Origin of the sequence: Priestia sp. FSL W8-0001 (assembly GCF_038050335.1) — a bacterium.
Taxonomy (GTDB): Bacteria; Bacillota; Bacilli; order Bacillales; family Bacillaceae_H; genus Priestia; species Priestia flexa.
Map to the genome: position 1 here is coordinate 3,447,614 of NZ_JBBPAL010000001.1, position 24,252 is coordinate 3,471,865.

Sequence of the window (24,252 nt, forward strand, 5' to 3'; positions counted from 1 at the left end):
TTTCTTCTTAATACCCTTCGTCTTGACGCTTAAAGTTCACTTCATTTTTCATAATATAAGCCGTTTTCACTTCCTCAGCTGCGAAGCCAAGAATTTCTCCAAGACCCATGTATGAAGAGAATGATTCTATGTACTGTTCTTGATCTACGCTTCCTTTTAATTGTGTGAGCAAAGAGAACACATGTAAAAATTGTTCTGTTGCAGTTTCTTTGTCCGCTTTAACCGGAAGTTCTTCAATTGAATCAAATCCCCATTCAATTCCTAAAGATAATAAGAAGTGAACACCGTCTACGAACTCTTCTAAAATAACCTTTTTATCTGCCGACGGTTTTAGGCTCCAAAATTTGAAACAACGCGTTTCATTAGCCAGCTCGCCTAATTCTACTAATAAAGCAAGAAGTTTGCGGGAAACCAAGTCTTCGTTTTGAAGCTTATGATTTGTTTCAATATGTTGATCTAGCTGGCGCTGCATGTTAAATAAAGACTGTAAGTTCATATCTAATCTCTCCTAAAATAAAATAAATATTAATATAAAATTAAAAATAAATGAAACCTTTTTGCCCTTTATACGTACTGTTAGGAAACAACCCTCGGCAAGGAGGCGATATCGCTTTGATTGTGCTCTTAATGCGACTATTAGTAATTGCTTTATTAGTCTATTTCGTTCTTTTTATTATACGATATGTTCGAAATCCAAAACGAAAATTAATGCAAGCCAAAGAGCAAAATGAATTTTACGTGGTGGATGAAGCAGAAAATGTTCGTAAAAATTTGGAGTTAACGTATAAAGGTGTTTTGTTTGAAGGCGAAAAATATATAAATGAACAAATTTTTTCTATTACTATGTTATTAAAAAATCCTGACCAGCTCAATGATTTAACTCATGAGGATATCAGATTGGTGTCTGCTAAGGTATCAACTTTATACCCAAAAGCCATTATTAGCTGGAAAAGTCCCGTACGAGAGTTTTTAAAGAACGAGCCACAAAAGCAATAGCTTTTGGGCTTTTTTATTGAGAAAGCTTTTGATAAACAGTGTGCTTACTTCTTGTTGAAGAAGGCCTCTCTGCTTAGTGTGATTTCCATTCCAGATTGTTCCCTTTCCTCAGGGCGAGCGGCCGACCCTCCTTGTATACTGTGAGGTCTCACTTGACTCGCTAGTCCTGCTGGAGTATCACATCTTTCATTTCAATCACGGGGCTTTTGGATAGGGAAGCCTTTTGATGAGATTACTCTCTTGAAGGAATTTTAAAAACGCTCTCCACTTTGCATATTCAGCTCCATTAACCTCTACGTTTGAAACGTTTTCTTCTAACTCATAGATAAGGAGCCTACTACTACATCTATCTAAAACAATAGCCTTAAAAATAAAAAGCAAGATGTTTGTTCATGGCTTCTCCCATTTCATTTTTCAAATTATTCATCTACATATAGATTAGCAATAATGCCAAATGAACAACCACCAAAGCAGGCAGACCGAAACGAAAGCTTGCGTGCTTTGTTTTGTGACGATAAAGATTCATGCCAATGGTTGCACCTAGAGCTCCTCCGATAATGGCAATCGTCCAAAGTGTTTGCTCTTTGATTCTCCATTCATTTCGCTGAGCTCTTTTTTTGTCTGCATTCATTACATATAAGCCTATAAGGTTGATAAGTATCGCGTATATCATTAAAAACAAAGATAATCCCTCCAATAAACAAAAAAGCCTTGCTACCTAGTGGTAACAAGACTTTTTAGCAGAAATTACTTCTCTAAGCCTTTTTTAGCAGCTGCTGCTAATTCAGCAAATGCTTTTTCGTCAGCTACAGCTAAGTCAGCAAGCATTTTACGGTTAACTTCAATACCTGCTAATTTTAATCCGTGCATTAAACGGCTGTAAGAAAGACCATTCATACGAGCTGCTGCATTGATACGTGTAATCCATAATTTACGGAAATCACGTTTTTTCTGACGACGGTCACGATAAGCATACATGTATGATTTCATTACTTGCTGATTAGCAACTTTGTATAATCTATGCTTTGAACCGAAGAAACCTTTGGCTAATTTTAAAACTTTTTTACGACGTTTGCGTGTTACTGTACCGCCTTTTACGCGTGGCATAATTGTTACCTCCTGTTATGTTTCTATCTCAACCCAAATTACTTAATGTTATCTAATAAGTGACGAATACGTTTGAAGTCACCTTTGCTTACTAAAGAACCTTTACGTAATTTACGTTTTTGTTTAGTAGATTTGTTAGCGAATAAGTGACTAGTGTAAGCACGAGCACGCTTTAACTTACCGCTTCCAGTTTTTTTGAAACGCTTTGCAGCGCCACGATGTGTTTTCATTTTTGGCATGGGGTGTTCCTCCTCGTTCTATTACTTTTCGTTTTTAGGTGCAAGCACTAGGAACATGCTGCGTCCTTCCATTTTTGGAGCTGATTCAACTGAACTAACATCAGCGCAAGCCTCTGAAAAACGATCAAGTACTTTTTGTCCAATTCCTTTATGAGTAATAGCACGACCCTTAAAACGAATTGACGCTTTTACTTTATCACCTTTTTCAAGGAACTTACGTGCGTTACGAAGTTTTGTGTTAAAATCATGCTCATCGATTGTTGGGCTTAAACGAACTTCCTTTAAGTTAACAACCTTTTGGTTTTTACGAGCTTCTCTTTCTTTACGCTGTTGCTCGTAGCGGAACTTACCGTAGTCCATAATACGACATACAGGTGGTTTCGCGTTTGCAGCAACCATTACTAAGTCAAGATTTGCTCGTGCAGCAATATCAAGTGCTTCATTTTTTGATTTAATTCCTAATTGCTCACCGTTTTGATCAATTAGACGAACTTCGCGAGCTCGAATGCCCTCGTTTACCATCATGTCCTTGCTAATAAGTAGCCACCTCCAAGGTTTAATGAATGAATACGCTTGTGTAGATATTGGTATACACACAAAAAAACGTGAGTACACAATGCACCCACACTACTATCGTTAAAAGTAAATACGATGTCAACCTGCTAACTGCTCTATACGCGTCAATCAGGTGAGAAGCGGGTGCTTCTTCTTCTGCACAAACAAGTATTCAATTACTTAAGCTATTATAGTATCAACAAAGACAAAAGTCAATGATTTCGTTCTTTATTTAACAACAAAAATCATTTTACCAAAGGAAAAACATTTATGCAACATTTTTTTTACTTTTTTTAAAAAGGAAAGCAGAGAAGTTGCCCTCTCCGCTTTTTCATTAGCGAGTAATTTCTACTTTTAATCCTGCTAAGAACTGTTCAAAATCAACAGTTTCTGAATTTTGCTCACCGTATTTACGAACATTAACCGCTTTTTCTTCTACTTCTTTATCTCCCACTACTAGCATGTAAGGAATTTTTTGCATTTGAGCTTCACGAATTTTATAGCCAATTTTCTCTTCACGTGAATCTAGTTCCACACGTACACCAGCTAACTGAAGTTTCTCTTGAACTTCTTTTGCATAGTCTAGGTGAACAGTTGGCGATACTGGAATCACTTGAACTTGAACAGGTGCTAACCATGTTGGGAATGCCCCTTTGTATTCTTCAATTAAGAAAGCAACAAAGCGCTCCATTGTTGATACGACACCTCGGTGAATAACAACCGGACGATGCTGTTTTCCATCTTCACCGATATATGTTAGATCAAAACGCTCTGGCAATAAGAAGTCCAGCTGCACTGTTGAAAGAGTTTCTTCCTTTCCAAGAGCCGTTTTAACTTGAACGTCTAGCTTCGGACCGTAGAATGCTGCTTCACCCTCTGCTTCGTAATAGTCTAAGCCAAGCTCATCCATCGCGTCTTTTAACATGGTTTGTGCTTTTTCCCACATTGCATCATCATCGAAGTATTTCTCTGTATCTTCTGGATCACGATACGATAAGCGGAACGAGTAATTTTCAAAGCCAAAGTCTTTGTATACAGCTTCTACTAAGCGAACCACACGAATTAATTCGTCTTTAATTTGGTCTGGACGAACAAAGATATGTGCATCATTTAGCGTCATACCGCGAACACGCTGAAGACCTGCAAGTGCACCTGACATTTCATAGCGGTGCATCGTACCTAACTCTGCAATACGAATTGGTAATTCACGATAGCTGTGGATATCATTTTTATATACCATCATATGGTGTGGACAGTTCATTGGACGAAGAACTAAATCTTCATTATCCATTTCCATTGCTGGGAACATACCGTCTTGATAGTGATCCCAGTGACCTGATGTTTTATATAGCTCTACGCTACCTAGGACTGGTGTATACACATGTTGATAACCTAGCGCAACCTCTTTATCCACAATGTAGCGCTCAATAACGCGACGAATTGTTGCACCTTTTGGTAACCATAATGGAAGACCTTGTCCAACTTTTTGTGAGTTTGTGAATAAGTTAAGCTCTTTACCAATTTTACGGTGATCACGCTCTTTCGCTTCTTCTAATAAACGTAAGTGCTCATCTAAATCTGCTTTTTTGAAGAATGCCGTGCCATAAATGCGCTGCAACATTTGATTGTTGCTATCTCCACGCCAGTAAGCACCTGCAATATTTAACAGTTTAAACTCTTTAATTTTTCCTGTTGATGGAACGTGGACACCTCGGCAAAGATCAAAGAATTCTCCTTGGTGATAAACCGTTACAGTCTCACCTGCTGGAATAGCATCGATAAGCTCTAACTTTAATTCATCTCCAACTTCTTTATAAAGCTCAATTGCTTCTTCACGAGACACTTCGCGACGCTCAATATCAATATTGGCGTTTACAATCTTCTTCATTTCTTTTTCAATTTCAATTAGATCGTCAGGTGTAATGGAATGCTCCATATCAATGTCATAATAAAATCCATTCTCAATAACTGGTCCTACACCAAGCTGGACCTTTTGATCTTTAAAAACACGCTTAATTGCTTGAGCCATTAAGTGCGCCGTGCTGTGACGCATAATCTCAAGTGCTTCACCTGAATCTTGTGTGATGATTTCAAGCTGACCGTCTGCATGGATTGGTGTACGCAAATCTAAAAGCTCACCGTTTACTTTACCCGCAATTGATTTTTTCTTTAGCCCTGGGCTAATTGATGATGCAATTTGTTCTGTCGTTGTACCTTTAGGATACTCTTTTACTGCTCCATCTGGAAATGTCATTGAAATAACTTCTGACATGTGATTCAACTCCTTATTTATCTCAATATAATCTTGCATAAACTGGTTATTTACGCAAATAAAAAAACTCATCCCTTAATAAGGGACGAGTTGTGTATACACGTGGTACCACCCTTGTTTCTGTCTTTTTGCTTAACAAGGCACAATGAAAGACAGCTCGAGGTTTGATAACGGAAATTCCGTCAGTAATTACTAAAGTAAAATACTTGTTTACTACTGAAGTTTAGAGGTGGTAAGGATATAAATCGTGTTAAGAATCTTTCAGCCACGGATTCTCTCTCTAATAAACCGTAAATATAAACTCATGTCCTCATCATTACTTATCGCTGATTAAAATTTTTACAATATGAGCCTATTATATTCATTTTTAAAATAGAAATCAACCTCTCAAGTCAGATTCTCTTTTTTTAAAAATGCCGCTTCTTGTTTTGTGCATATGACCACTCGTTCTTGAAAAAGATTTTGAATAGTATAAATGAAATCATGTGTATTCTCACGATCACTATAAATATAAATATGCTGCGGAGATAGTGTAATGAGAGGCGCTATAACGGATGGGTCTATGTATAACGACTCATTCTTTTTCATAAATTCTTCAGCCAGATGTTGACGCTGATTCACTGTTAGCAATCCAAAGTTTTCATCATAGAGTTGAAATTCATTCTCTTGTGAATGCACAACATGTACAGCTTCGCAACTTGCTTCCTCCGTTAAAATAACTTGTCGCAGCTGTTCAACAAACATTTGATATTCATATTCTAGTTTATATTCATCAATAGCGATTTCTAAATAGTACTGTAAGCGAGAGCGATAGTTCTTTAATCGAAACTGGAGAAAAGACTCAAATGTAAACGTAACGTTGTTAACCAGAAAATCTTGAAGCGCTTCTCTAATTAATAAATCTTTAGGCATCGGAAAGTCACGTTTAGGTACGTCAACTTTCTCACCTTCTACAATATGATAGACCATGTCTATCATAAGCTGTAGCTCTTGTTCATCCGTATAGAAAAATTTCTGTTTCAAAATCTCACTTAAAATCGTCTCTTCTTTCTGCTCTAATATAAAGTCTGTCAATACTGGGATTAGCATATCGTGTACAATTTCGTCTCGATTATATGTCACGTCAATTACTAGAAGCTGACTGTTCACAAGTTTAAAGCATTGCGGAGCATATGATAAAGCGCTTCGTTTCGCGCATAGCGACCTGTAAATACCAATTGCTTCTTTCTCATACTTAAAGAAAATTCTCACTAATGTTAGCCCCCTTTTGGACACGCTTTATTTATATATATGGGGCAACATGAAAAAAAATGAGCAAGTCCTTACATGAAATGTAAAAGAACTGCTCATTTATTACGTTTATTTTCACCTTCTACCTTTACAGGAGTGGCTAACGTCTTGATTCGTTCCATAATGCGGGCAGCTTTCAGCTCTTCTTCCTCGCCTTTTTGCGTATACGTTAAATGGTGCTTCATCTGCTGAAAATTTAGGTTTGACGTAAAGAAAGTAGGTAAATTTTCTAACATTCGAAATTGAAGAATGGTACCCAATACATCGTCGCGCATCCAGCTTGTTACGGATTCTGCTCCCAAATCATCTAACATTAGGACGGGCACTTTTTTTACGTATTCAATCTTCTCGTTAAAGGTTTTATCTTGAAAAGATCCTTTAAGCTCACGTAAGAATTCAGGAACATATACAATCGTTGATTTTACTTTCTTTTCAGCTAAAGCATTAGCAATGGCACCTAAAAAGTATGTTTTTCCAACACCGAACGATCCATGTAGATAAAGAGCTTTCATCTTCTTATTAGGTTCATACTCCCTGACAAAATCTCGTACTAACTTGATTGCTTCAAGCCTTCCTTGCTCAATTTCAATATCTGACATGGAAGCACCTAAAATATCTTTCGGTACATAAAGACACTGGATAAATGATTCTTGCTCTTTGCGTTCATCTTCAGTTACTTTTCGAGGGCAGCGCTCATAGGTCACATCAATGTTTTTACCATCAATTACAAGCTTTGGCTGATAACCTTTAATCATATTAACGCAGCTTTGCAGGGATGGACAGTCTTGACACTCTTTGCTTTGTCCTTTAAATTCATGCATCTTAATGAGACCTCGTTCTACAATACCTTCATCCAATTGATCTCGATTCTTCCTTAAGAAATCTTGAACATTACGATCAGAAAGCACTTCTGATTTTAACGTTTCAAATCGTTCCTTGAAACCTTGATTATTTGCTAGTTTGTTTAGCGAATCATTGATTGACTTCACCCCATCACCTCTCCTTTCCATTCATTAATCTTCACGATTTTTCTTTAAATCTAAATCAAGCTGTTTTAACTCTTCTTCAAGTTTCCGCTTTTCTTCTTCAAAGTCTAAATCTTCTTTTTGACTTTGAGGTTTCTTTTTCTCTTCAGACTCTTCTTTCAACCAATCTGGCACCATCTCTTTACGAACCGTTCTTTGTTTCTTCGTCGCCGTTTGCTTAGATTCAGCCCAGTTTTGGTATTCTTTATGCTCATTTTTCGCAATGACCATCGCTTCTTCCACTGTTTTTACCTTTTTACGAGCCCAGTGTCCTGCAATTTTATCCACATATGCTTTTGATAACTTCATATCCGTTCTTAGCATGACATAATAAATGAGTACATTAGCAACACCTGGAGAAAGGTTTTGATGAAACATAACGTCTTCAACCATTTGTAAATCTGCTTTAGAAGGCGTTGCTCCACCGGACAAGTCCGTCAGTAGCTGTCTTGGAGACGTCACTTCTAACTGCTTAATTAACTTCTCTTCTTGAGAAGTTGGCTCTCTATGTTCCATAGTTCGCAATAACGGCGGCTGAATTTGTTCACTTAAGTTAGGTAGCGCTTCTCCATTTTCAAACTGATAATGGTTTCTAGCAGCTTTTCGAAGCAGCTCAATATCTACTTGATCATTTTCGTTCAACGCGTCCAAGACCACATTCTTCATTTGCAGAGCATCAATTTGATATAAAAATGCTAGCTTTTCAATTGCTAACCTCACCTTGGCTGTAATTGCTTTTTTCGAAATCATAGACTCAGTTAACCCTGTCAAAAATAAATCAAAGTCAAAGCCAGCATCCTTAATTGTTATACTAGCTCTTTGTGAATTATCCACATAGTCCAGATCTCCACTTGGTTTGAAGACATCTTGGTTCTCTCGTTGTAAACTTGACGTGAGCTCTGTCGTTTGTACTGACTTATACACATCATTAAATGAACGAGTAACGTCTTTAAACTCACTGTGGTCCACAGCTGGATCCATAAAATATCGTCTAATTTTTTGAAATACATTTTTACCTAATCGATTGTATAAGTAGACGTTTAAAACACCATCATCAAAAAACTGCTGTGGTGTTAATGGTGGAATTAACTCATAAATATAAACTCTTCCCCCGTCCTCTTCTTTCATATAGGTTTTTAATAAGCCAATACCTTCAAGCTTTAATCGCTCCTGATAAATGGATTTCAAGTTCATTTGCATAACGGCCATTAGGTGATGATGCGTTGCTTCTGTTCCCCATAAGCGTCCTTGTTCTAGTTCACTCCATAACGTCATATATAAGCCATAGCACACGGTTCCAATTAACGGTTGATATAGAGTTGTTAACACTTTTCGATCATATTCTTGAATAACGCCGCTCGTTCTCACAACATAACGGTCAACTGGAATGATTTCTTTCCAATGTTGCTCATTCATCATCATTACCTACCCAATTCTAAAATAGCAAAAAAGAGCTAAAAAATCTCTTTAATAGCTCTTTTATAATTTTTCCTTCTTAATTAACTCCTTTAGTTCATCAATAAATACATTAATGTCTTTAAATTGACGATAAACAGAAGCAAAGCGTACATACGATACTTCATCGATAGCAGCTAGTCTTTCCATTACCATTTCCCCAACAACGTCTGACTGCACTTCTGATGCACCTTGACTGCGCAATTCAGATTCAATATCATGTACAGTATCTTCTAATTGTTTTAAGCTAACTTGCCTTTTCTCACATGCCTTTATTAAACCGCGTAAAATTTTCTCTTTGCTAAACTCTTCACGCGCCCCATCTTTTTTCACTACAATTAAAGGTGGCTCTTCTACTTTTTCAAATGTTGTATAACGATAGTGACAACTTTCGCATTCACGCCGTCTGCGAATTGAACGACCTTCTTCAACAGGCCGTGAGTCTAACACTCTCGTTCCATTATACTGACAGGAAGGACATTTCATCTTCTCAACTCCAATAAATAACCTTTTATATTTGTATAAACTAAGCAGCTTGTACGAACTAACCACTTATGTACGTTAGAAATTCAAAATAAAAATTCACTTTCTTTTCATATTATAGAAAACAAAGCTTGAATACAAGTGAAGGAGAATGAATTCTGAAATTTTATTTCCTAAAACATTTGTTTTCCAATAGATAAAGGCGCTACACAGCTTTATTTGTTTAATACACTTTATTTCCCTTACTTAATAGCAATCAGATGTTGGTCAAAATATTTATAAAAAAAGATGATTAATTCTTTACTATAACCAAAATCGAATGGCATTACTTTTGATTCCGTTGTAACCGAAAAATCGATAGCGGTTTCAAAAGGTCGTAATGAAATAATCGTAATAACAACAAACGCCTTTCTCCCCTTTGACACGTTTAAGCTAATCTCTCCACGCTCTTCATAAGCGGCTAAAATTTCTACTCCATTCATATTCTTCAATAAATTTTGCACCTGAGTAAATGTTTGAGAGGCTGTTGATTTGTAGTAATGTGTTTGTAACTTTGGATTTTCGTGGTGGTCCCTAGTTTCAGAATGATTCGAAAAAACTGACTTTACTTTTTGAATAATCCCCATGTTGTGTAGACTCCTTTTTATCAAAATAATCGCTATAGCTACTAAAGATACCCTAGCTACTTTCTTTATTATAATGGATAAACGGTATTTTTGTATCTAAAAAGGACTGTCTATAAATGGCGAGTCCAATTTATAGAGCAGTCCCTAATTGTTCTTAGCTTTGTTTTATACTATTAAAGTACATTTGCTTTCGTTTGCTTTACTTGTACAGGACCCATTCCACGCGGTACTTCAATTGTCTCACGTGTTTGAGCATTTAGTTCATCTGCAATATAGTCAGCAGCAATTGTTGGATCTAAGTCTCCACATGTGTATACATCGATGCTTGCATACCCATGCTCTGGAAAGCTGTGGATAGTTAAATGTGATTCTGAAATAATAACAACCCCACTTACGCCCTGAGGTGCAAATTTATGAAACGCAACCTCACGAACTTCCGCTCCAGTTTTTAGTGCTGCATCTACAAACGTTTTTTCAATATAATCCATATCATTCAACTTATCGAAATCACAACCCCATAATTCTGAGATAACGTGACGACCCATTGTTTCCATAATGATATTTCCCCCTTTAACAATTTTTAATCGTTAAATATGAAATTCTTTCGCCATATAGCATGTTAACTACCACGGGGGAAAGTTAGTCCAGAGAGGTCCTAACCCTTTAAGTAGATACATAACCGAAAGGTACACAAGAAGTTCACGAAACATAGTATACTTTGTTTAGACTCATTTTGCAACACGTGATTTTATTTAAATTTGCAATCCGTAGCTAAACTCGATTTATTCTCTGCCCCACCACTTTTTAAGACCTCTCATTTATTAGTTCCCTATCTCAGTTAGAACAAACAATGAATTCAAATAGAATAAGCGAGGCATGATTGCCTCGCTTATTTATCCAACCTTTAGCTTTGAATTTTGAATCATCTCTGCTGTAATATATTTTACTAAATCGACTACTCTTTGTGAGTATCCCCATTCGTTATCGTACCACGCTAATACTTTAATTTTATGTTCATCCATGACCATGGTTGATAAGCCGTCAATGATTGCTGAATTGGGGTTTGTATTGAAATCAATTGATACTAACGGTTCTGTTGTAAATGCCAGTATTCCTTGTAGTGGACCTTCTGCGGATTGAATAAACGCTTTATTCACCGCTTCTTTTGTTACCGCTTTCCTAACATCAACAACGAGGTCTACAAGCGATACATTTGGCGTTGGAACTCGCAGCGCCATACCATGTAATTTCCCACTGAGATGAGGAAGCACAAGTGATAATGCTTTGGCAGCCCCAGTTGTTGTAGGAATAATGGACTGACCGCATGCGCGCGCGCGTCGTAAATCTTTATGTGGGTTATCAATATTTTTTTGGTCGTTCGTATATGCGTGAACCGTTGTCATTAAACCGTTCTCAATAGTAAAAGCCTCGTCTAATACCTTGACAACAGGCGCTAGGCAGTTTGTCGTACAAGATGCATTTGAGATAATGTGATGCTTATGCACATCCAGCACCTTTTCATTTACTCCCATTACAATTGTGACATCTTCATCTTTACCAGGTGCCGTTAAGACAACTTTTTGAGCACCAGCCTCAATATGTAACTGCGCTTTTTCTCTAGAATTAAATTTTCCAGTTGCTTCAATTACTAAATCAATTTGTAATTGTTTCCATGGTAATAAGAGTGGATCTCGCGAGTCAAGTAGCTGGATTCTTTTACCATTTACAATCAACGCATCTGTTTCACAGATAACTTCTCCAGCAAATGGACCATGAATGGAGTCATATTTGATTAAATGCGCTAAAGTTTCTGCAGGATAGCTTGCATTAATTGCAACAATATCTAACTTTTCCTCTTCAATCGCTGTTCGAAAAACCATTCTTCCAATTCTCCCAAAACCATTAATTGCAATTCGTGCTTTCATGGTTATTCCCCCTAACAAATATGTTATACTAATTAACTTTTTATACAAAATAGTATAACATAAATAATTTTAAAATGAAGAATTATTGCACATTATTTTGTTGTCTTATTCTACATATATTAAAAAAAGCTGGAAAGAATGACTTCTCTCCAACTCAATTTGTTAATTTTGATACAAGTTTTATAACTTGCTCTTTTGTTTCATCTATACTTCCATTGTTATCAATAATAAAATCTGCCATCTTTGCCTTTTCAGTTAAAGGCAGTTGAGACTTAATTCTCGCTAATGCATCTTCTTTAGAGAGGTTATTTCTTTTTTGTAGTCTCTCAAGCTGCACAAGTTCATTTACATGGACAACAATAACTTGGTCTACTAGATACGTTAATTTGCTTTCAAACAAAAGTGGAATATCCAACACAACTAGCTGATATTGCTCAGCAATCAATTGTTCTTTTTGCTTTAACATTTCACTTCGAACTTCCGGGTGTACAATTGAATTGAGCTTTTGACGCTCCTGTTCGTTATGAAAGATAATCTGACCAAGAGCAGCACGATTAATTTCTAGATCTTCTTGTAAAATCTCTTTTCCAAATGCCTCAACAATCTTACTATAAGCGACTCTACCGTTCTGAACGACTTCTTTTGCAATCTGATCAGCATCGATTACCGGTATATTCATTTCACGGAATATCGCTGAGACCGTACTTTTTCCACTAGCGATTCCACCCGTTAAACCAACAACAATCGTCATAATGTTCTCCCTTTTACTTCTTATAATCTCAATATTCCCATTAAAATCAATACAACACCTGGTACAAATGAAAACATCCTCATCCAAGCTAGTTTAGAAAACCATTTTCCAATTTGAATTCCTAATGTAAGAAAAATAAAGCTCATTGCCGCTACTGCGATGGCCAATATGACTGGCGAATAACCTAATAAAGCTGCTGCTATTCCAGCTCCAAATGCATCCAATGATAACGCGATACCTAAAATTAACGCTTCAACTCCCGTAATAGAGCCTGATTTATCTAAATCTGCTGTCGTCGGCTTTTTCAAAATATTAATGACCAAGCCAATGGATTTTATTTCTACTTTAAAAATGATTTTTTCTTCCAGCTTTGCTGTTTCCTCTTCTTCAGGACGAAAAAATTGATACAAAATCCACATGCCCAACAATACAAAAATAATGCCACCAATGGTGTCAAGCGCAGCCGGAGAAAATAAATGCGTAATCATTTTGCCGACAAACATCGCAAGCGTTAATGTAAACGCGGAACAACAAGCAATAATTAAAATTGATTTAAACGGAATTTTAAGTTTTCGCAATCCGTATGTTAATCCTACGCTGAAGCTATCTAGGCTTACTGCAAAAGCTACTAGTATTAAAGAAAGTGAAATCATCTTAAAGAGCTCCTTCCATTTCATCTATCTAAAGTATATGAAAGGAGCCCATCCATTGTTATTATTCTTCAAGCTTCTGGCAACTTGGACAAATATGCGTACCTCTTCCCGCTACTACATATTTCTTAATCGGAGTGCCACATACAACACAAGGTTCGTCTTTTTTACCATAAACATAAAGCTGAAGCTGAAACATCCCCATCTCTCCTTGAGTATTTACGTAGGATCGAATGGTACTTCCACCTTTTTCAACCGCTTCCTGTAGAGTTGCTACGATTTCTTTATGCAAACGGTCCAACTCCTCATCGGTGAGCTGGCTTGCTACACGCTCAGGATGTATACGAGCTCGGAAAAGCGCTTCATCCACATAGATATTCCCAAGCCCAACGACCACTTGTTGGTCTAATAAAACCGCCTTAATTTTTCGACTCGTTCGACCGATTCGGTTTTTTAGAACTTCCGCTGTAAACAGTTCTTCAAAAGGCTCCGGACCCAGTGTACTTAGAGGTGGTGAGAGCTCTTCTTCTCCTGGTTGAAATAAATGCATGGTCCCAAATTTTCGTACATCTTTATACCTTAACTGCGTACCATCCTTAAACAGAAAAATAACATGTGTATGCTTATCAATTGGTTCATCCTTCTCAGCAAGAGCATACTTACCTTCCATTCGGAGGTGAGAAACTAATACGTAGTTATCTAAAATGATTTTTAGAAATTTCCCTCGACGGTGTACATCTTGAATCGTCTGTCCCTTTAGTGCATCACAAAACTGTTCAACTTCAACCGGTCGCTTAATGATATTTGGCCATGTTACTTTTACTTCATCAATTGTTTTTCCTTTTACTAAATGAATGAGCGTGCGGCGAACCGTTTCAACTTCTGGTAATTCGGGCACCTTATCCACCTCTCTTTGCTAATTCATTGTTGTTTACTTAGCGTCAAACCAAGTAGCACCATACGAGTAATCTACTTTTAAAGGTACATCTAATTTTAGTGCACTTTCCATCACCTCTGGAACAATACGCTCAAGAATTTCAATTTCATGTTTTGGCGCTTCAAAGATAAGCTCATCATGTACTTGAAGAAGAAGCTTTGTTTCTAATTTCTCTTCTTTTAATCGCTTTGCCATTTCAATCATTGCTTTTTTGATAATATCAGCAGCTGTTCCTTGAATAGGTGTGTTCATAGCCGTTCTCTCAGCAAAGCTTCTCAGATTAAAGTTGCGACTTGTAATCTCTGGCAGATAGCGACGACGATGCAATAAAGTTGTTACGTATCCCGCTTCTTTTGCTTGACGTACAATATCCGCCATATATTCTTGAACACCAGGAAAGCTTTCCAGGTAGCGCTCAATGAACTTTGCCGCTTCTTTTCGCGTAATCCCGAGGTTCTGTGATAACCCATAGTCACTAATACCATACACAATTCCGAAGTTAACCGCTTTTGCTTGACGCCTCATATTAGACGTCACGTCCTCTTTTGCTACATGGAACACGTCCATAGCCGTTTTTGTATGGATATCGAGATCTTCTGTAAATGCCTCAATTAGTTTTTCATCAGCTGCAATATGCGCTAAAACGCGTAGCTCGATTTGAGAATAGTCAGCAGCAAAGATTACCCAACCTTTCTTTGACGGGACAAAAGCTGAACGTATTTTTTTCCCTTCTTCTAAGCGTATTGGAATATTTTGCAAGTTCGGATCAACTGAGCTTAAGCGCCCTGTTTGCGTTAGAGTTTGATTAAAACGCGTATGAACTTTCTGATCGGAATGGATGACTTTCTTTAGCCCTTCCACATATGTGGACTGGAGCTTGCCAAGCTGACGGTATTCTAAAATTTCTTGGATAATGTCATGCTTATCAGCTAACTGCTCCAACACGTCTGCGGAAGTAGAATAGCCTGTTTTTGTCTTTTTGATAACAGGGAGCTCAAGCTTTTCAAACAAAATAACGCCTAACTGCTTCGTTGAATTAATGTTAAATTCTTCTCCAGCATAACTATAAATAGTAGCTTCTAATTCCTTCAGACGTTCATGAATGGTTTTCCCTAATTCATCTAAGCGGTTATGGTCAATTTTCACTCCTTGATATTCCATATCAGCTAATACAAATGACAGGGGCATTTCGAGCTGTTCATATAAGTCATACTGCTCATTTTCTTTTAGCTCGGCTAGCAGCTTTTCTTTTAAAAATTGAAGAGCCGCTGCTTTTCTAGCAACATGTTCTGCTAATTCTCCTACTTCAGGTACTGATTTTTTTGCCCCTTTTCCGTATACCACTTCATCAGAGCTCACTTGCGTATATCCTTTTAGCTTAGCAATTGTAGCTAGATCATCGTTGGCTTCAGCAGGATTTAAGATGTAAGAAGCAATCATAATGTCCTGTTCAATTCCTTTAATCTCATAGCCTTCCCATCGCATTGAAACGACCATTCTTTTTCCATCAAATACAGTCTTTTTCATTGATTGATCCTGTAACCAGTTCACAAATTCAGAGGACCCTAAAGCTACTGATTTTCCAATGAAAAAATGGCCATTTTCATTGCTAATACCAAAACCTAGCAGCTGATCATGGTGATAGTTTTCTTCATATCCTTCCACAACAAGCGCAGCATCGTTTGTTAATATCTCGTTGTCTACACTGTTCACTATCTTGTATTCAAGCTCTTCAAAAGAGCTACTTTCCTCTGAATCGCCACCAAATTTATCTAAAAGAGAATTAAAGCCAAGTTCTTTAAATAGTGCTACAAGCTTTTCACTGTTTTCACCTTGATACGCAACAGCTTCCAAGCTCACTTCAATAGGTGCGTTTGTGTCGATTGTAGCAAGCTCTTTACTCATGAGTGCCTGCTCTTTGTTATCTGATAGCTTTTCTTTTAATTTTTTACCACTCACTTGATCGATTGATTCTAAGACGTTTTCAACTGTTCCAAACTCTTTTAATAATTTCAGAGCCGTCTTTTCTCCAACTCCAGGAACACCTGGAATATTATCAGAAGAGTCACCCATAAGTCCCTTCATATCAATAATTTGCATAGCTTTAATGCCATACTTCTCATCGATTAAAGCTGGCGTATAGGCATCAACATCTGTAATACCTTTTCGCGTGATACCTACTGTTATGTGTTCTGAAACAAGCTGAAGTAAATCTTTGTCACCTGAAATTACTTTCACCTCAAAGTTCTCTTTTTCAGCTTGCTTTGCTAATGTACCAATAATGTCATCGGCTTCGTAATTCTCTAGCTCATAGCGCTTTATTCCATAGGCATCTAGCAGGTCTCGAATAAATGGAAATTGCTCTGATAGCTCAGGAGGCGTTTTTTGCCTTCCACCTTTATACTCTGTAAATGTTTTATGACGAAAAGTTGTTTTACCAGCATCAAATGCTACAAGAAGATGTGTTGGTTTCTCTTCTTCTAAAATGCGCATTAACATCGTTGTAAATCCGTAAATTGCGTTTGTATGTATACCTTTATCGTTATTCAGTAAAGGCAGAGCAAAAAATGCACGATATGCGATACTATTGCCGTCTATTAATACTAATTTCTTGGACATGAATAATCCTCCATTTCAAAAAAAGAACGTTTATTCTATTTTATCAAAAGTTTCCTCTCAACAACAAAAACTAATCTATCTAATTACAGTTAGTTTTTTACCAGAAACTAGTTTCATGCATAATTCGAACTAAGAATGCGCCCTAATTATAAATGATATAAACAAAAAAGGCATTATCCTTTATAGAATAATACCTTTGTCTTATGTTATAAAAAAAATGGACGAAAGGAGTATGAAGACTCCTCTCGTCTTCCAAAATTGGCTCCTTGGATGAAGGGGTTTCCATAGAAAAGTATAACAAGCTTATATTAAGCTTCCTTAAATGCTTTGTAAAAGGAACGTAAACATTTGCTTAGTTTTCTAAGTATTTATTTAACGTGACAGAAAAAGTTGTCCCTTCATTCACTTTACTCTGTACGTCAATATGCCCTTTATGTGCTTCTACAAGATGTTTGACAATTGCTAGTCCAAGACCTGTACCACCGGAATTTCTACTTCTTGCTTTATCTACGCGATAAAAGCGTTCAAAAATTCGAGGAATTTCTTCTTGTGCGATGCCAATCCCTGTATCGGTGATATGAACAAGGACTTTGTCTAATTTTTCTTCAATTCGAATATGAACTTTACCGCTTGGCATCGTATAATTCAATGCGTTGCTAATTAAGTTCATAAAGATTTGGGTTAACCTCTGGATATCTGCTTCAATTAAACATTCTTCTTCAAGTGTTTCAATTTGAAGATCAATTCCTCGCTCTTTTGCTCGATTAGAAAGAACCATAACGATTTCATAAAGAAGCGTATTAATATTAATGGCTTGAACGTTTAGCTGAAAACCTTGCTGTTCCACTTTTGATAAATCTAACAAATCTTGTATTAACGTTTCCATCCGTTGACTTTCATTCATGATAATCGATAGAAACTGCTTTCTTAGCTCTGGTTCCTCCATAGCACCATCTAAAAGCGTTTCACTAAAGCCTTTAATTGATGTGATGGGTGTCTTTAACTCATGAGATACGTTAGCAACAAAGTCTCGGCGAACCTGCTCTAGTTTCTTAAGTTCTGTTATGTCATGAAAAACCAGAACAATCCCCTTCCATTCATCATTTAATCCGATAATTGGCGCTCCGTATACATCATAATGTCGACGTTCGATATTTCGAGAGAGTACAACATGTTTGCGAACCTTCACTTCTGTCATAAAAATCTCTTCTACTAGGGAAACGACTTCTTTATGTTCAAACACTTCATAGTATAGGTGATATAAGAAATCATTCATCTTTATTTGAAATTGTTCTTTATAAGCTCGATTTACTAGGTTAATATAGCCGCGACTATCAATTAAAATCATCCCGCTACCCATATTTTCAATGAGCGTCCGCAGGCGATCTTGTTGCATCTCTTGGCTACGAATTAACTCTTGTAAATTACGGGCTAATGCATTAATGGATTGACTTAGCATTCCTGTTTCATCCATATAATCTTCATAAGTACGAGCTTTATAATTGCCTTTTGCTAGCTCCATGGCTACCTGAGTAGCCGATTCAATTGGTCTGGTATAGCGATTCATAATCTTTATTCCTAGTAATAAAATGACGATTAACGCAACGCCAAGACTTCCAATTAACAGCCCCCATATTTGTTGATTGACTTGATTTAATGACGCAAAAGAAGTACTTAAAACAACAAACCCTTCTTTCTGACCGTCAATGACAAGTGGCACACCATAATAGTAGAGGTCATGATTTTCTTCGATGCGGCTGAATGCTTCCTGATTCACGCTTTGCTTCTTTATTACCTCTTGGAGTATACGAGTGTTTTCCAAAGAGCCATTGTGACTACTTGCATTTGAATCTACAAGAATTGTACCGTCATTGTTAATAATAGTTGCTCGAACACTTAATGACTCACTAATCGAATCTACATTTTCTTGAAGAGTTGGATTTGTCAGGCCTTCTTTCCCAATAAAAAGTTCGACAAGCTCAGCTTCTTTTTCCATCCGTTCTTGAAAGGTTTGAAAATAGAAATTTTTGAAAAGCTGAGCTAATAATAAGCCTAAACAAACCAGTACCACAATAATTAACGTTAGCAGTGCAAAAAGTAAGCGCGAGCGGAACTTATTCATCTACCTTTGGTTCCTCTAATTTATATCCTAAACCACGAATGGTTTTAATATAAATTGGTTTTCTTGTATTGCTTTCAATCTTTTCACGCAAATGACTAATATGGACATCTACAATCCTTGTATCACCCGCAAAGTCATAATTCCAAACGGCACTTAATAACTGATCACGCGTCAGCACTCGCCCTTTATGTTTTGATAAATATAATAATAGTTCAAACTCTTTTGGCGTTAATTCTAGCTGCTCTTGCTGAAAATAAGCTTCGTAATGCTCGGGAAGAATTTTTAAATCTCCAATAAAGATTCTTTCTCCATCCTCTTCTTCCTGATTGGCTTGATTACTAATTTGAGAACGACGAAGTATGGCCTTTACCCGAGCAACAACTTCTCGTGGACTAAACGGTTTTGTCATATAGTCATCTGCTCCAAGTTCTAAACCTAACACTTTATCAAACTCATCATCCTTAGCCGTTAACATTAATATAGGCGTCATAACTTTCTGCTGTCTAAGCTTTTTGCACACTTCAATTCCATCCATTTTGGGAAGCATTAAGTCTAACACGATTAAATCTGGGTTTTCTTCCAGTGCTTTATTGTACCCTTCTTCTCCATCCATTGCCGTGCTGACCTCAAAACCAGCTTGCTGCAGGTTATACTGTAATAATGTTGAGATTGACTGTTCATCGTCTACTACTAATAATCTCTTATTCATGTTCGTAACATAAGCCTCCATCAATTCATTTTAAACGCCACTTCACCCAATATTTTGTCTATATGTATGTCATTATCATACACTGATTCCTTAAAGTTCTCAAAGGCATTTCATAATATTATGCCAATAAACAAGCCCCCTAATTAAAAAGGAGGCCCGTTTGTCACTGCATTAAAAGTTCTCAAACTCATGTGTTTCGGCAATCGATAGTTCTTGAGGAGGACATACAATAAATTGAGCTTGTACAACGCTCTCTTCATTCTCATCTGTTGCCTGTACATCAATTGTAATTGTCTTTTCGTCCATATTTTTATTAACTACTTCAAATAAAAACTCGACTGTACTGTAATGGTAAATACGCTTAGGAAATGCAACGGTTTGCTTTAGAATATGACTTCCTGGACCCGGCAAATATTTGGAGATAGCCGCTGTCATCATTCCATTGATCATAATTGCTGGAACAATCGGCTTTTTAAACGTCGTTTGCGCAGCATAATCATGCTGAATATAAAGGGGATTGGCGTCATTTGTTAAGCCTAGATATAGAAGAATATCCTTGTCCTCTATGCGTTCAGTAAGTGAAAGCTTTTCGCCAACTTGGATTTGTTTTATGGTTCTTCCAATCTTTTGTTTTTTCCCTAGCACCATTGCTACTTCATCCTTTCTCTTTGTAGCTTTCATGAACGATCGCTAATCATGCGAACAGTTCTTGTCTAAAGCAGTGAAACTTCTACAACAAAAAAATTCGAGGTTTCCCTCGAATTTTCCTGTTTTTCTTTTATAAATGATGCTTTTTACCACACCGTTTACCAAGTGCTTATCTATTTTTAAACAAGAACGCTCATCACATTTTTAACTGAATCAGCAGATTGATCTAAAGCTGCTTTTTCTTGTTCAGTTAGTTCTAATTCAATCACTTGCTCAATACCATTGGCACCTAGAACTGTTGGTACACCAAGGTAAATACCACTGTAGCCATATTCACCTTCTAAGTACGCAATTGCAGGTAAGATACGACGCTGATCTTTTAGGATAGCTTCTGTCATTTCTAAGAGAGATGCAGCAGGTGCATAATAAGCACTACCATTTCCTAAAAGGTTTACAATCTCGCCGCCACCTTTACGCGTACGCTCCACGATAGCATTTAAGCGATCTTGTGGAATTAACGTTTGAAGCGGAATTCCACCTGCGTATGAGTAGCGCACAAGAGGAACCATATCGTCACCGTGTCCTCCTAGTACAAAGCCAGTAACGTCCTTAACTGATACATTCAGTTCCTGTGCTACAAATGTACGGAAACGAGCCGAATCTAGTACACCAGACTGACCAATTACACGATTTTTTGGAAATCCTGATTCTTTAAATACTGTATACGTCATCGCATCAACTGGATTGGTTAACACGATAATATAACAATTTGGTGAGTATTTAACAATTTCTTGCGTTACAGACTTCATTACCTTTTGGTTTGTCGTAACTAAATCGTCACGGCTCATACCAGGTTTACGTGCAATACCAGCCGTAATAATGACGACATCAGAGTCAGCTGTATCTTCATAGTTAGCTGTTCCTGTAATATTAGCGTCAAAACCTTGTACTGGGCCTGCTTCTAACATATCCAACGCTTTACCTTTAGCTGGGTTTTCTGCCTGTGGAATATCCACCAATACAACGTCAGCTAATTCTTTTTGTCCGATCAAAAACGCAGTTGTTGCACCTGTAAAGCCAGCACCAATAACTGAGACTTTTTTTCGTTTGTTTGACATGTTAATTCCCCCAAATCGTTCTCGTTTACTATTATACTGTTACTTGATTTCCTAAGTTTTTAATTAACTCATCTGCAAACTCAGAGCATTTTACTTCTTTCGCTCCATCCATTAAGCGAGCAAAATCATATGTTACTACTTGAGAAGCGATTGTTTTTTCCATTGATTCCATTACAAGCGCAGCTGCTTCAGTCCAGCCTAAATGTTCTAGCATTAACACACCTGATAATAATACAGATGAAGGGTTTACTTTGTCTAGACCTGCATATTTAGGAGCAGTACCATGTGTTGCTTCAAAGATTGCATGTCCAGTTTCATAGTTAATGTTAGCACCCGGTGCAATACCAATTCCACCTACTTGCGCAGCTAAAGCATCAGAAATATAGTCACCATTTAAGTTCATTGTTGCAACTACGTCAAACTCACGAGGACGAGTTAAGATTTGCTGTAAGAAGATATCTGCAATTGAATCTTTTACGATAATTTTGCCAGCTGCTTCCGCTTCTGCTTGTGCTTTATTTGCAGCATCTTTTCCTTCTTTTTCAACGATGCGGTCATATTGAGCCCAAGTAAATACTTTATCGCCGAATTCTTTTTCAGCTAATTCATAACCCCAGTTTTTGAAGGCACCTTCAGTAAACTTCATGATGTTTCCTTTATGAACAAGCGTTACAGACTTACGACCGTGTTCGATTGCATAGTTAATTGCTCCGCGAACTAAGCGCTCTGTACCCTCAGATGATACTGGCTTAATTCCAATACCTGATGTTTCAGGGAAACGGATTTTATTAACGCCCATTTCAGTTTGTAAGAAGTTGATTAACTTTTGAACTTCTTCAGAACCTTTTGCATACTCGATACCAGCATAGATATCCTCTGTATTTTCACGGAAGATAACCATGTCCGTATCTTCTGGACGTTTAATTGGTGATGGAACACCTTCGAAATAACGTACTGGACGTAAGCAAGTAAACAAATCTAACTCTTGACGTAAAGCAACGTTTAGTGAACGGATTCCTCCACCTACTGGCGTTGTTAATGGTCCCTTAATCGCGATTATGTACTCACGAATAACATCTAATGTTTCAGCTGGTAGCCACTCGCCAGTTTCGTTGAATGCTTTTTCCCCTGCTAATACTTCTTTCCAAACAATCTCTTTTTCGCCATCATATGCTTTTTCAACAGCTGCTTCTAATACACGAGATGCTGCTGCCCAAATATCCGGACCAATTCCGTCTCCTTCGATATATGGAATTACTGGATTGTTAGGTACATTTAATACTCCGTTTGTTACCGTAATTTTTTGTCCGTTTGTCATAAAAATAACCCCCTTGAAGTTTTAAAGCTTAATAGATTAATAGCTTATTATAAAGTGCTCAACTTACGCTGAGCACTTTCTTACATAAAAGTTAATCTCTTTGCTCAATCGGAATATACGCTTGCTTTCCTTCGCCGATATAATCGGCACGTGGACGAATTAATCGATTGTTTGAATACTGTTCTAAAATATGTGCTACCCAACCTGATACGCGGCTTACAGCAAAGATTGGTGTAAACAAATCATGATCAATTCCTAGACTGTGATAGACAGAAGCGGAATAGAAGTCTACGTTTGGTGGTAGCTTCTTCTCACTTGTAACAATCTCTTCAATCTTTACAGACATTTCATAAAGAGTAGAGTCTCCAGCTTGTTTTGTAAGCTTCTCAGACATCTCTCTCAAATGTTTAGCACGTGGATCCCCTTGCTGATACACTCGGTGACCAAAGCCCATAATCTTCTCTTTATTTGCTAACTTACTACGAATATACGGCTCTGCATTTTCTACCGTTTCAATATCAGATAGCATTTTCATAACGGCTTCATTTGCACCACCATGAAGAGGTCCTTTTAAGGCTCCGATTGCTGCTGTAATACCAGAATAAATATCTGAGAGAGTTGCCACACAGACGCGAGCGGTAAATGTAGATGCATTTAGCTCATGGTCAGCGTGTAAGACAAGTGCTTTATTAAATGCTTCAACTTCGATGTCAGTCGGTTCATTCCCCGTTAACATGTACAAGAAGTTGGCTGCAATGCTATAGTTTTCATTTGGTTCAATTGGATCCATCCCTTTGCGAATGCGTGAAAAGGCTGTTACAATTGTCGGTAATTTGGCTTGTAGGCGAACTGCCTTACGATAATTAGCTTCTTCATCCATTAGGTCTGCTTCTGGATCGTACAAGCCAATTAGTGATACAGCTGTTCTTAAAGCTGCCATTGGATGAACGTCTTTAATTGGATATGTTTTGAAATGATTTAATACTTCATGAGGTAATTTAGCATTCTCTGCTAGTAACCTAGAAAAAATAGATAATTCTTCTTTATTTGGTAATTTTCCATGCCAAAGCAAATAAACTACTTCTTCAAATGTAGCATAGTCTGCTAAATCATCAATATTGTAACCACGATAAGTTAGCGTGTCGTCAATAATGGAGCTTACCGCTGAAGTTGTCGCAACAACTCCCTCTAAACCTCGAGTCGCAGTCATATTCCCATCTCCTTTACAGAAAAGATTTCCCCATACACCCTATTGTACATACAAAAATAAATTATATTGAGCGTTGGCTCAATTCCACATCACATAAGACATTTCTATAGAAGCACAGCATTCCTCATAGGGTTTTCTTAAGACCCTGACAAAAAAGAAAATGCTTACATTTTCATATTGCTAAATAACATAAAGAA

24 protein-coding genes and 1 other annotated feature are annotated in these 24,252 nt (G+C 37.3%); of the genes, 1 reads left to right on the forward strand and 23 read right to left on the reverse strand.

The window, feature by feature from the left end:
• Window positions 1-7 precede the first annotated feature (7 nt).
• Window positions 8-496: a dUTP diphosphatase gene (locus MKZ18_RS18175; RefSeq protein WP_061784965.1), complete on the reverse strand. Its 489-nt coding sequence runs from the start codon at window positions 494-496 to the stop codon at window positions 8-10.
• A 122-nt stretch (window positions 497-618) separates the two neighbouring features.
• Here MKZ18_RS18175 and MKZ18_RS18180 point away from each other — a divergent pair, with 122 nt between their 5' ends.
• Window positions 619-996, forward strand: coding sequence for a hypothetical protein (locus MKZ18_RS18180; protein ID WP_225001589.1), 378 nt, complete (start codon window positions 619-621; stop codon window positions 994-996).
• A gap of 427 nt (window positions 997-1,423) precedes the next feature.
• Here MKZ18_RS18180 and MKZ18_RS18185 read toward each other — a convergent pair whose 3' ends face one another.
• The 22 genes from MKZ18_RS18185 to citZ form a co-directional block, all read right to left on the reverse strand.
• Entirely contained in the window at window positions 1,424-1,678 is a 255-nt protein-coding gene (locus MKZ18_RS18185) for a DUF1294 domain-containing protein (RefSeq protein ID WP_025907207.1), read from the reverse strand.
• A gap of 65 nt (window positions 1,679-1,743) precedes the next feature.
• A complete protein-coding gene (rplT, locus tag MKZ18_RS18190) occupies window positions 1,744-2,103 on the reverse strand; it encodes a 50S ribosomal protein L20 (protein WP_061784963.1) in 360 nt (119 codons plus the stop codon).
• Window positions 2,104-2,141: 38 nt separating this feature from the next.
• Window positions 2,142-2,342 (reverse strand): 50S ribosomal protein L35, encoded by a 201-nt coding sequence (gene rpmI, locus MKZ18_RS18195; RefSeq protein WP_013059426.1) that lies wholly within the window; start codon window positions 2,340-2,342, stop codon window positions 2,142-2,144.
• A 21-nt stretch (window positions 2,343-2,363) separates the two neighbouring features.
• Complete coding sequence (infC, locus tag MKZ18_RS18200) at window positions 2,364-2,867, reverse strand: translation initiation factor IF-3 (RefSeq protein ID WP_025907220.1); 504 nt, start codon at window positions 2,865-2,867, stop codon at window positions 2,364-2,366.
• Between the two features lie 66 nt (window positions 2,868-2,933).
• Window positions 2,934-3,059 (reverse strand) — a sequence feature (ribosomal protein L20 leader region).
• Between the two features lie 172 nt (window positions 3,060-3,231).
• Entirely contained in the window at window positions 3,232-5,169 is a 1,938-nt protein-coding gene (gene thrS, locus MKZ18_RS18205; protein ID WP_061784962.1) for a threonine--tRNA ligase, read from the reverse strand.
• Between the two features lie 387 nt (window positions 5,170-5,556).
• Window positions 5,557-6,420, reverse strand: a complete 864-nt coding sequence (ytxC, locus tag MKZ18_RS18210; RefSeq protein WP_025907222.1) for a sporulation protein YtxC — start codon at window positions 6,418-6,420, stop codon at window positions 5,557-5,559.
• A 95-nt stretch (window positions 6,421-6,515) separates the two neighbouring features.
• Entirely contained in the window at window positions 6,516-7,448 is a 933-nt protein-coding gene (gene dnaI / locus MKZ18_RS18215; protein WP_025907224.1) for a primosomal protein DnaI, read from the reverse strand.
• Window positions 7,449-7,472: 24 nt separating this feature from the next.
• Window positions 7,473-8,900, reverse strand: coding sequence for a replication initiation and membrane attachment family protein (locus MKZ18_RS18220; protein WP_061784969.1), 1,428 nt, complete (start codon window positions 8,898-8,900; stop codon window positions 7,473-7,475).
• A 63-nt stretch (window positions 8,901-8,963) separates the two neighbouring features.
• A complete protein-coding gene (gene nrdR / locus MKZ18_RS18225; RefSeq protein ID WP_025907227.1) occupies window positions 8,964-9,425 on the reverse strand; it encodes a transcriptional regulator NrdR in 462 nt (153 codons plus the stop codon).
• Window positions 9,426-9,664: 239 nt separating this feature from the next.
• Window positions 9,665-10,048 carry a hypothetical protein gene (locus tag MKZ18_RS18230; protein ID WP_025907228.1) on the reverse strand — a complete coding sequence of 128 codons (384 nt, stop codon included), beginning with the start codon at window positions 10,046-10,048 and terminating at the stop codon, window positions 9,665-9,667.
• 173 nt (window positions 10,049-10,221) lie between these two features.
• Complete coding sequence (speD, locus tag MKZ18_RS18235; RefSeq protein WP_025907230.1) at window positions 10,222-10,602, reverse strand: adenosylmethionine decarboxylase; 381 nt, start codon at window positions 10,600-10,602, stop codon at window positions 10,222-10,224.
• A 339-nt stretch (window positions 10,603-10,941) separates the two neighbouring features.
• Window positions 10,942-11,973: a glyceraldehyde-3-phosphate dehydrogenase gene (locus MKZ18_RS18240; protein WP_025907232.1), complete on the reverse strand. Its 1,032-nt coding sequence runs from the start codon at window positions 11,971-11,973 to the stop codon at window positions 10,942-10,944.
• Window positions 11,974-12,127: 154 nt separating this feature from the next.
• Window positions 12,128-12,724, reverse strand: a complete 597-nt coding sequence (coaE, locus tag MKZ18_RS18245; protein ID WP_025907234.1) for a dephospho-CoA kinase — start codon at window positions 12,722-12,724, stop codon at window positions 12,128-12,130.
• Between the two features lie 20 nt (window positions 12,725-12,744).
• A complete protein-coding gene (gene ytaF / locus MKZ18_RS18250) occupies window positions 12,745-13,377 on the reverse strand; it encodes a sporulation membrane protein YtaF (protein WP_025907237.1) in 633 nt (210 codons plus the stop codon).
• A 61-nt stretch (window positions 13,378-13,438) separates the two neighbouring features.
• Window positions 13,439-14,272, reverse strand: coding sequence for a DNA-formamidopyrimidine glycosylase (mutM, locus tag MKZ18_RS18255; RefSeq protein WP_025907239.1), 834 nt, complete (start codon window positions 14,270-14,272; stop codon window positions 13,439-13,441).
• A gap of 33 nt (window positions 14,273-14,305) precedes the next feature.
• Window positions 14,306-16,930 (reverse strand): DNA polymerase I, encoded by a 2,625-nt coding sequence (gene polA, locus MKZ18_RS18260; RefSeq protein WP_025907241.1) that lies wholly within the window; start codon window positions 16,928-16,930, stop codon window positions 14,306-14,308.
• Window positions 16,931-17,282: 352 nt separating this feature from the next.
• On the reverse strand, window positions 17,283-19,052 hold the full coding sequence (gene pnpS / locus MKZ18_RS18265) for a two-component system histidine kinase PnpS (RefSeq protein ID WP_061784960.1): 1,770 nt from the start codon (window positions 19,050-19,052) through the stop codon (window positions 17,283-17,285).
• Window positions 19,045-19,761 carry a response regulator transcription factor gene (locus tag MKZ18_RS18270; RefSeq protein WP_025907245.1) on the reverse strand — a complete coding sequence of 239 codons (717 nt, stop codon included), beginning with the start codon at window positions 19,759-19,761 and terminating at the stop codon, window positions 19,045-19,047. The genes pnpS and MKZ18_RS18270 overlap by 8 nt, the downstream gene beginning before the upstream one ends.
• 171 nt (window positions 19,762-19,932) lie before the next feature.
• Window positions 19,933-20,409, reverse strand: coding sequence for a MaoC/PaaZ C-terminal domain-containing protein (locus MKZ18_RS18275; protein WP_025907247.1), 477 nt, complete (start codon window positions 20,407-20,409; stop codon window positions 19,933-19,935).
• Between the two features lie 179 nt (window positions 20,410-20,588).
• Window positions 20,589-21,527 (reverse strand): malate dehydrogenase, encoded by a 939-nt coding sequence (gene mdh, locus MKZ18_RS18280; protein ID WP_025907249.1) that lies wholly within the window; start codon window positions 21,525-21,527, stop codon window positions 20,589-20,591.
• A gap of 31 nt (window positions 21,528-21,558) precedes the next feature.
• Window positions 21,559-22,845, reverse strand: a complete 1,287-nt coding sequence (gene icd / locus MKZ18_RS18285; RefSeq protein ID WP_025907251.1) for an NADP-dependent isocitrate dehydrogenase — start codon at window positions 22,843-22,845, stop codon at window positions 21,559-21,561.
• A 91-nt stretch (window positions 22,846-22,936) separates the two neighbouring features.
• Window positions 22,937-24,055, reverse strand: a complete 1,119-nt coding sequence (citZ, locus tag MKZ18_RS18290; RefSeq protein ID WP_025907253.1) for a citrate synthase — start codon at window positions 24,053-24,055, stop codon at window positions 22,937-22,939.
• Between the last annotated feature and the right edge of the window lie 197 nt (window positions 24,056-24,252).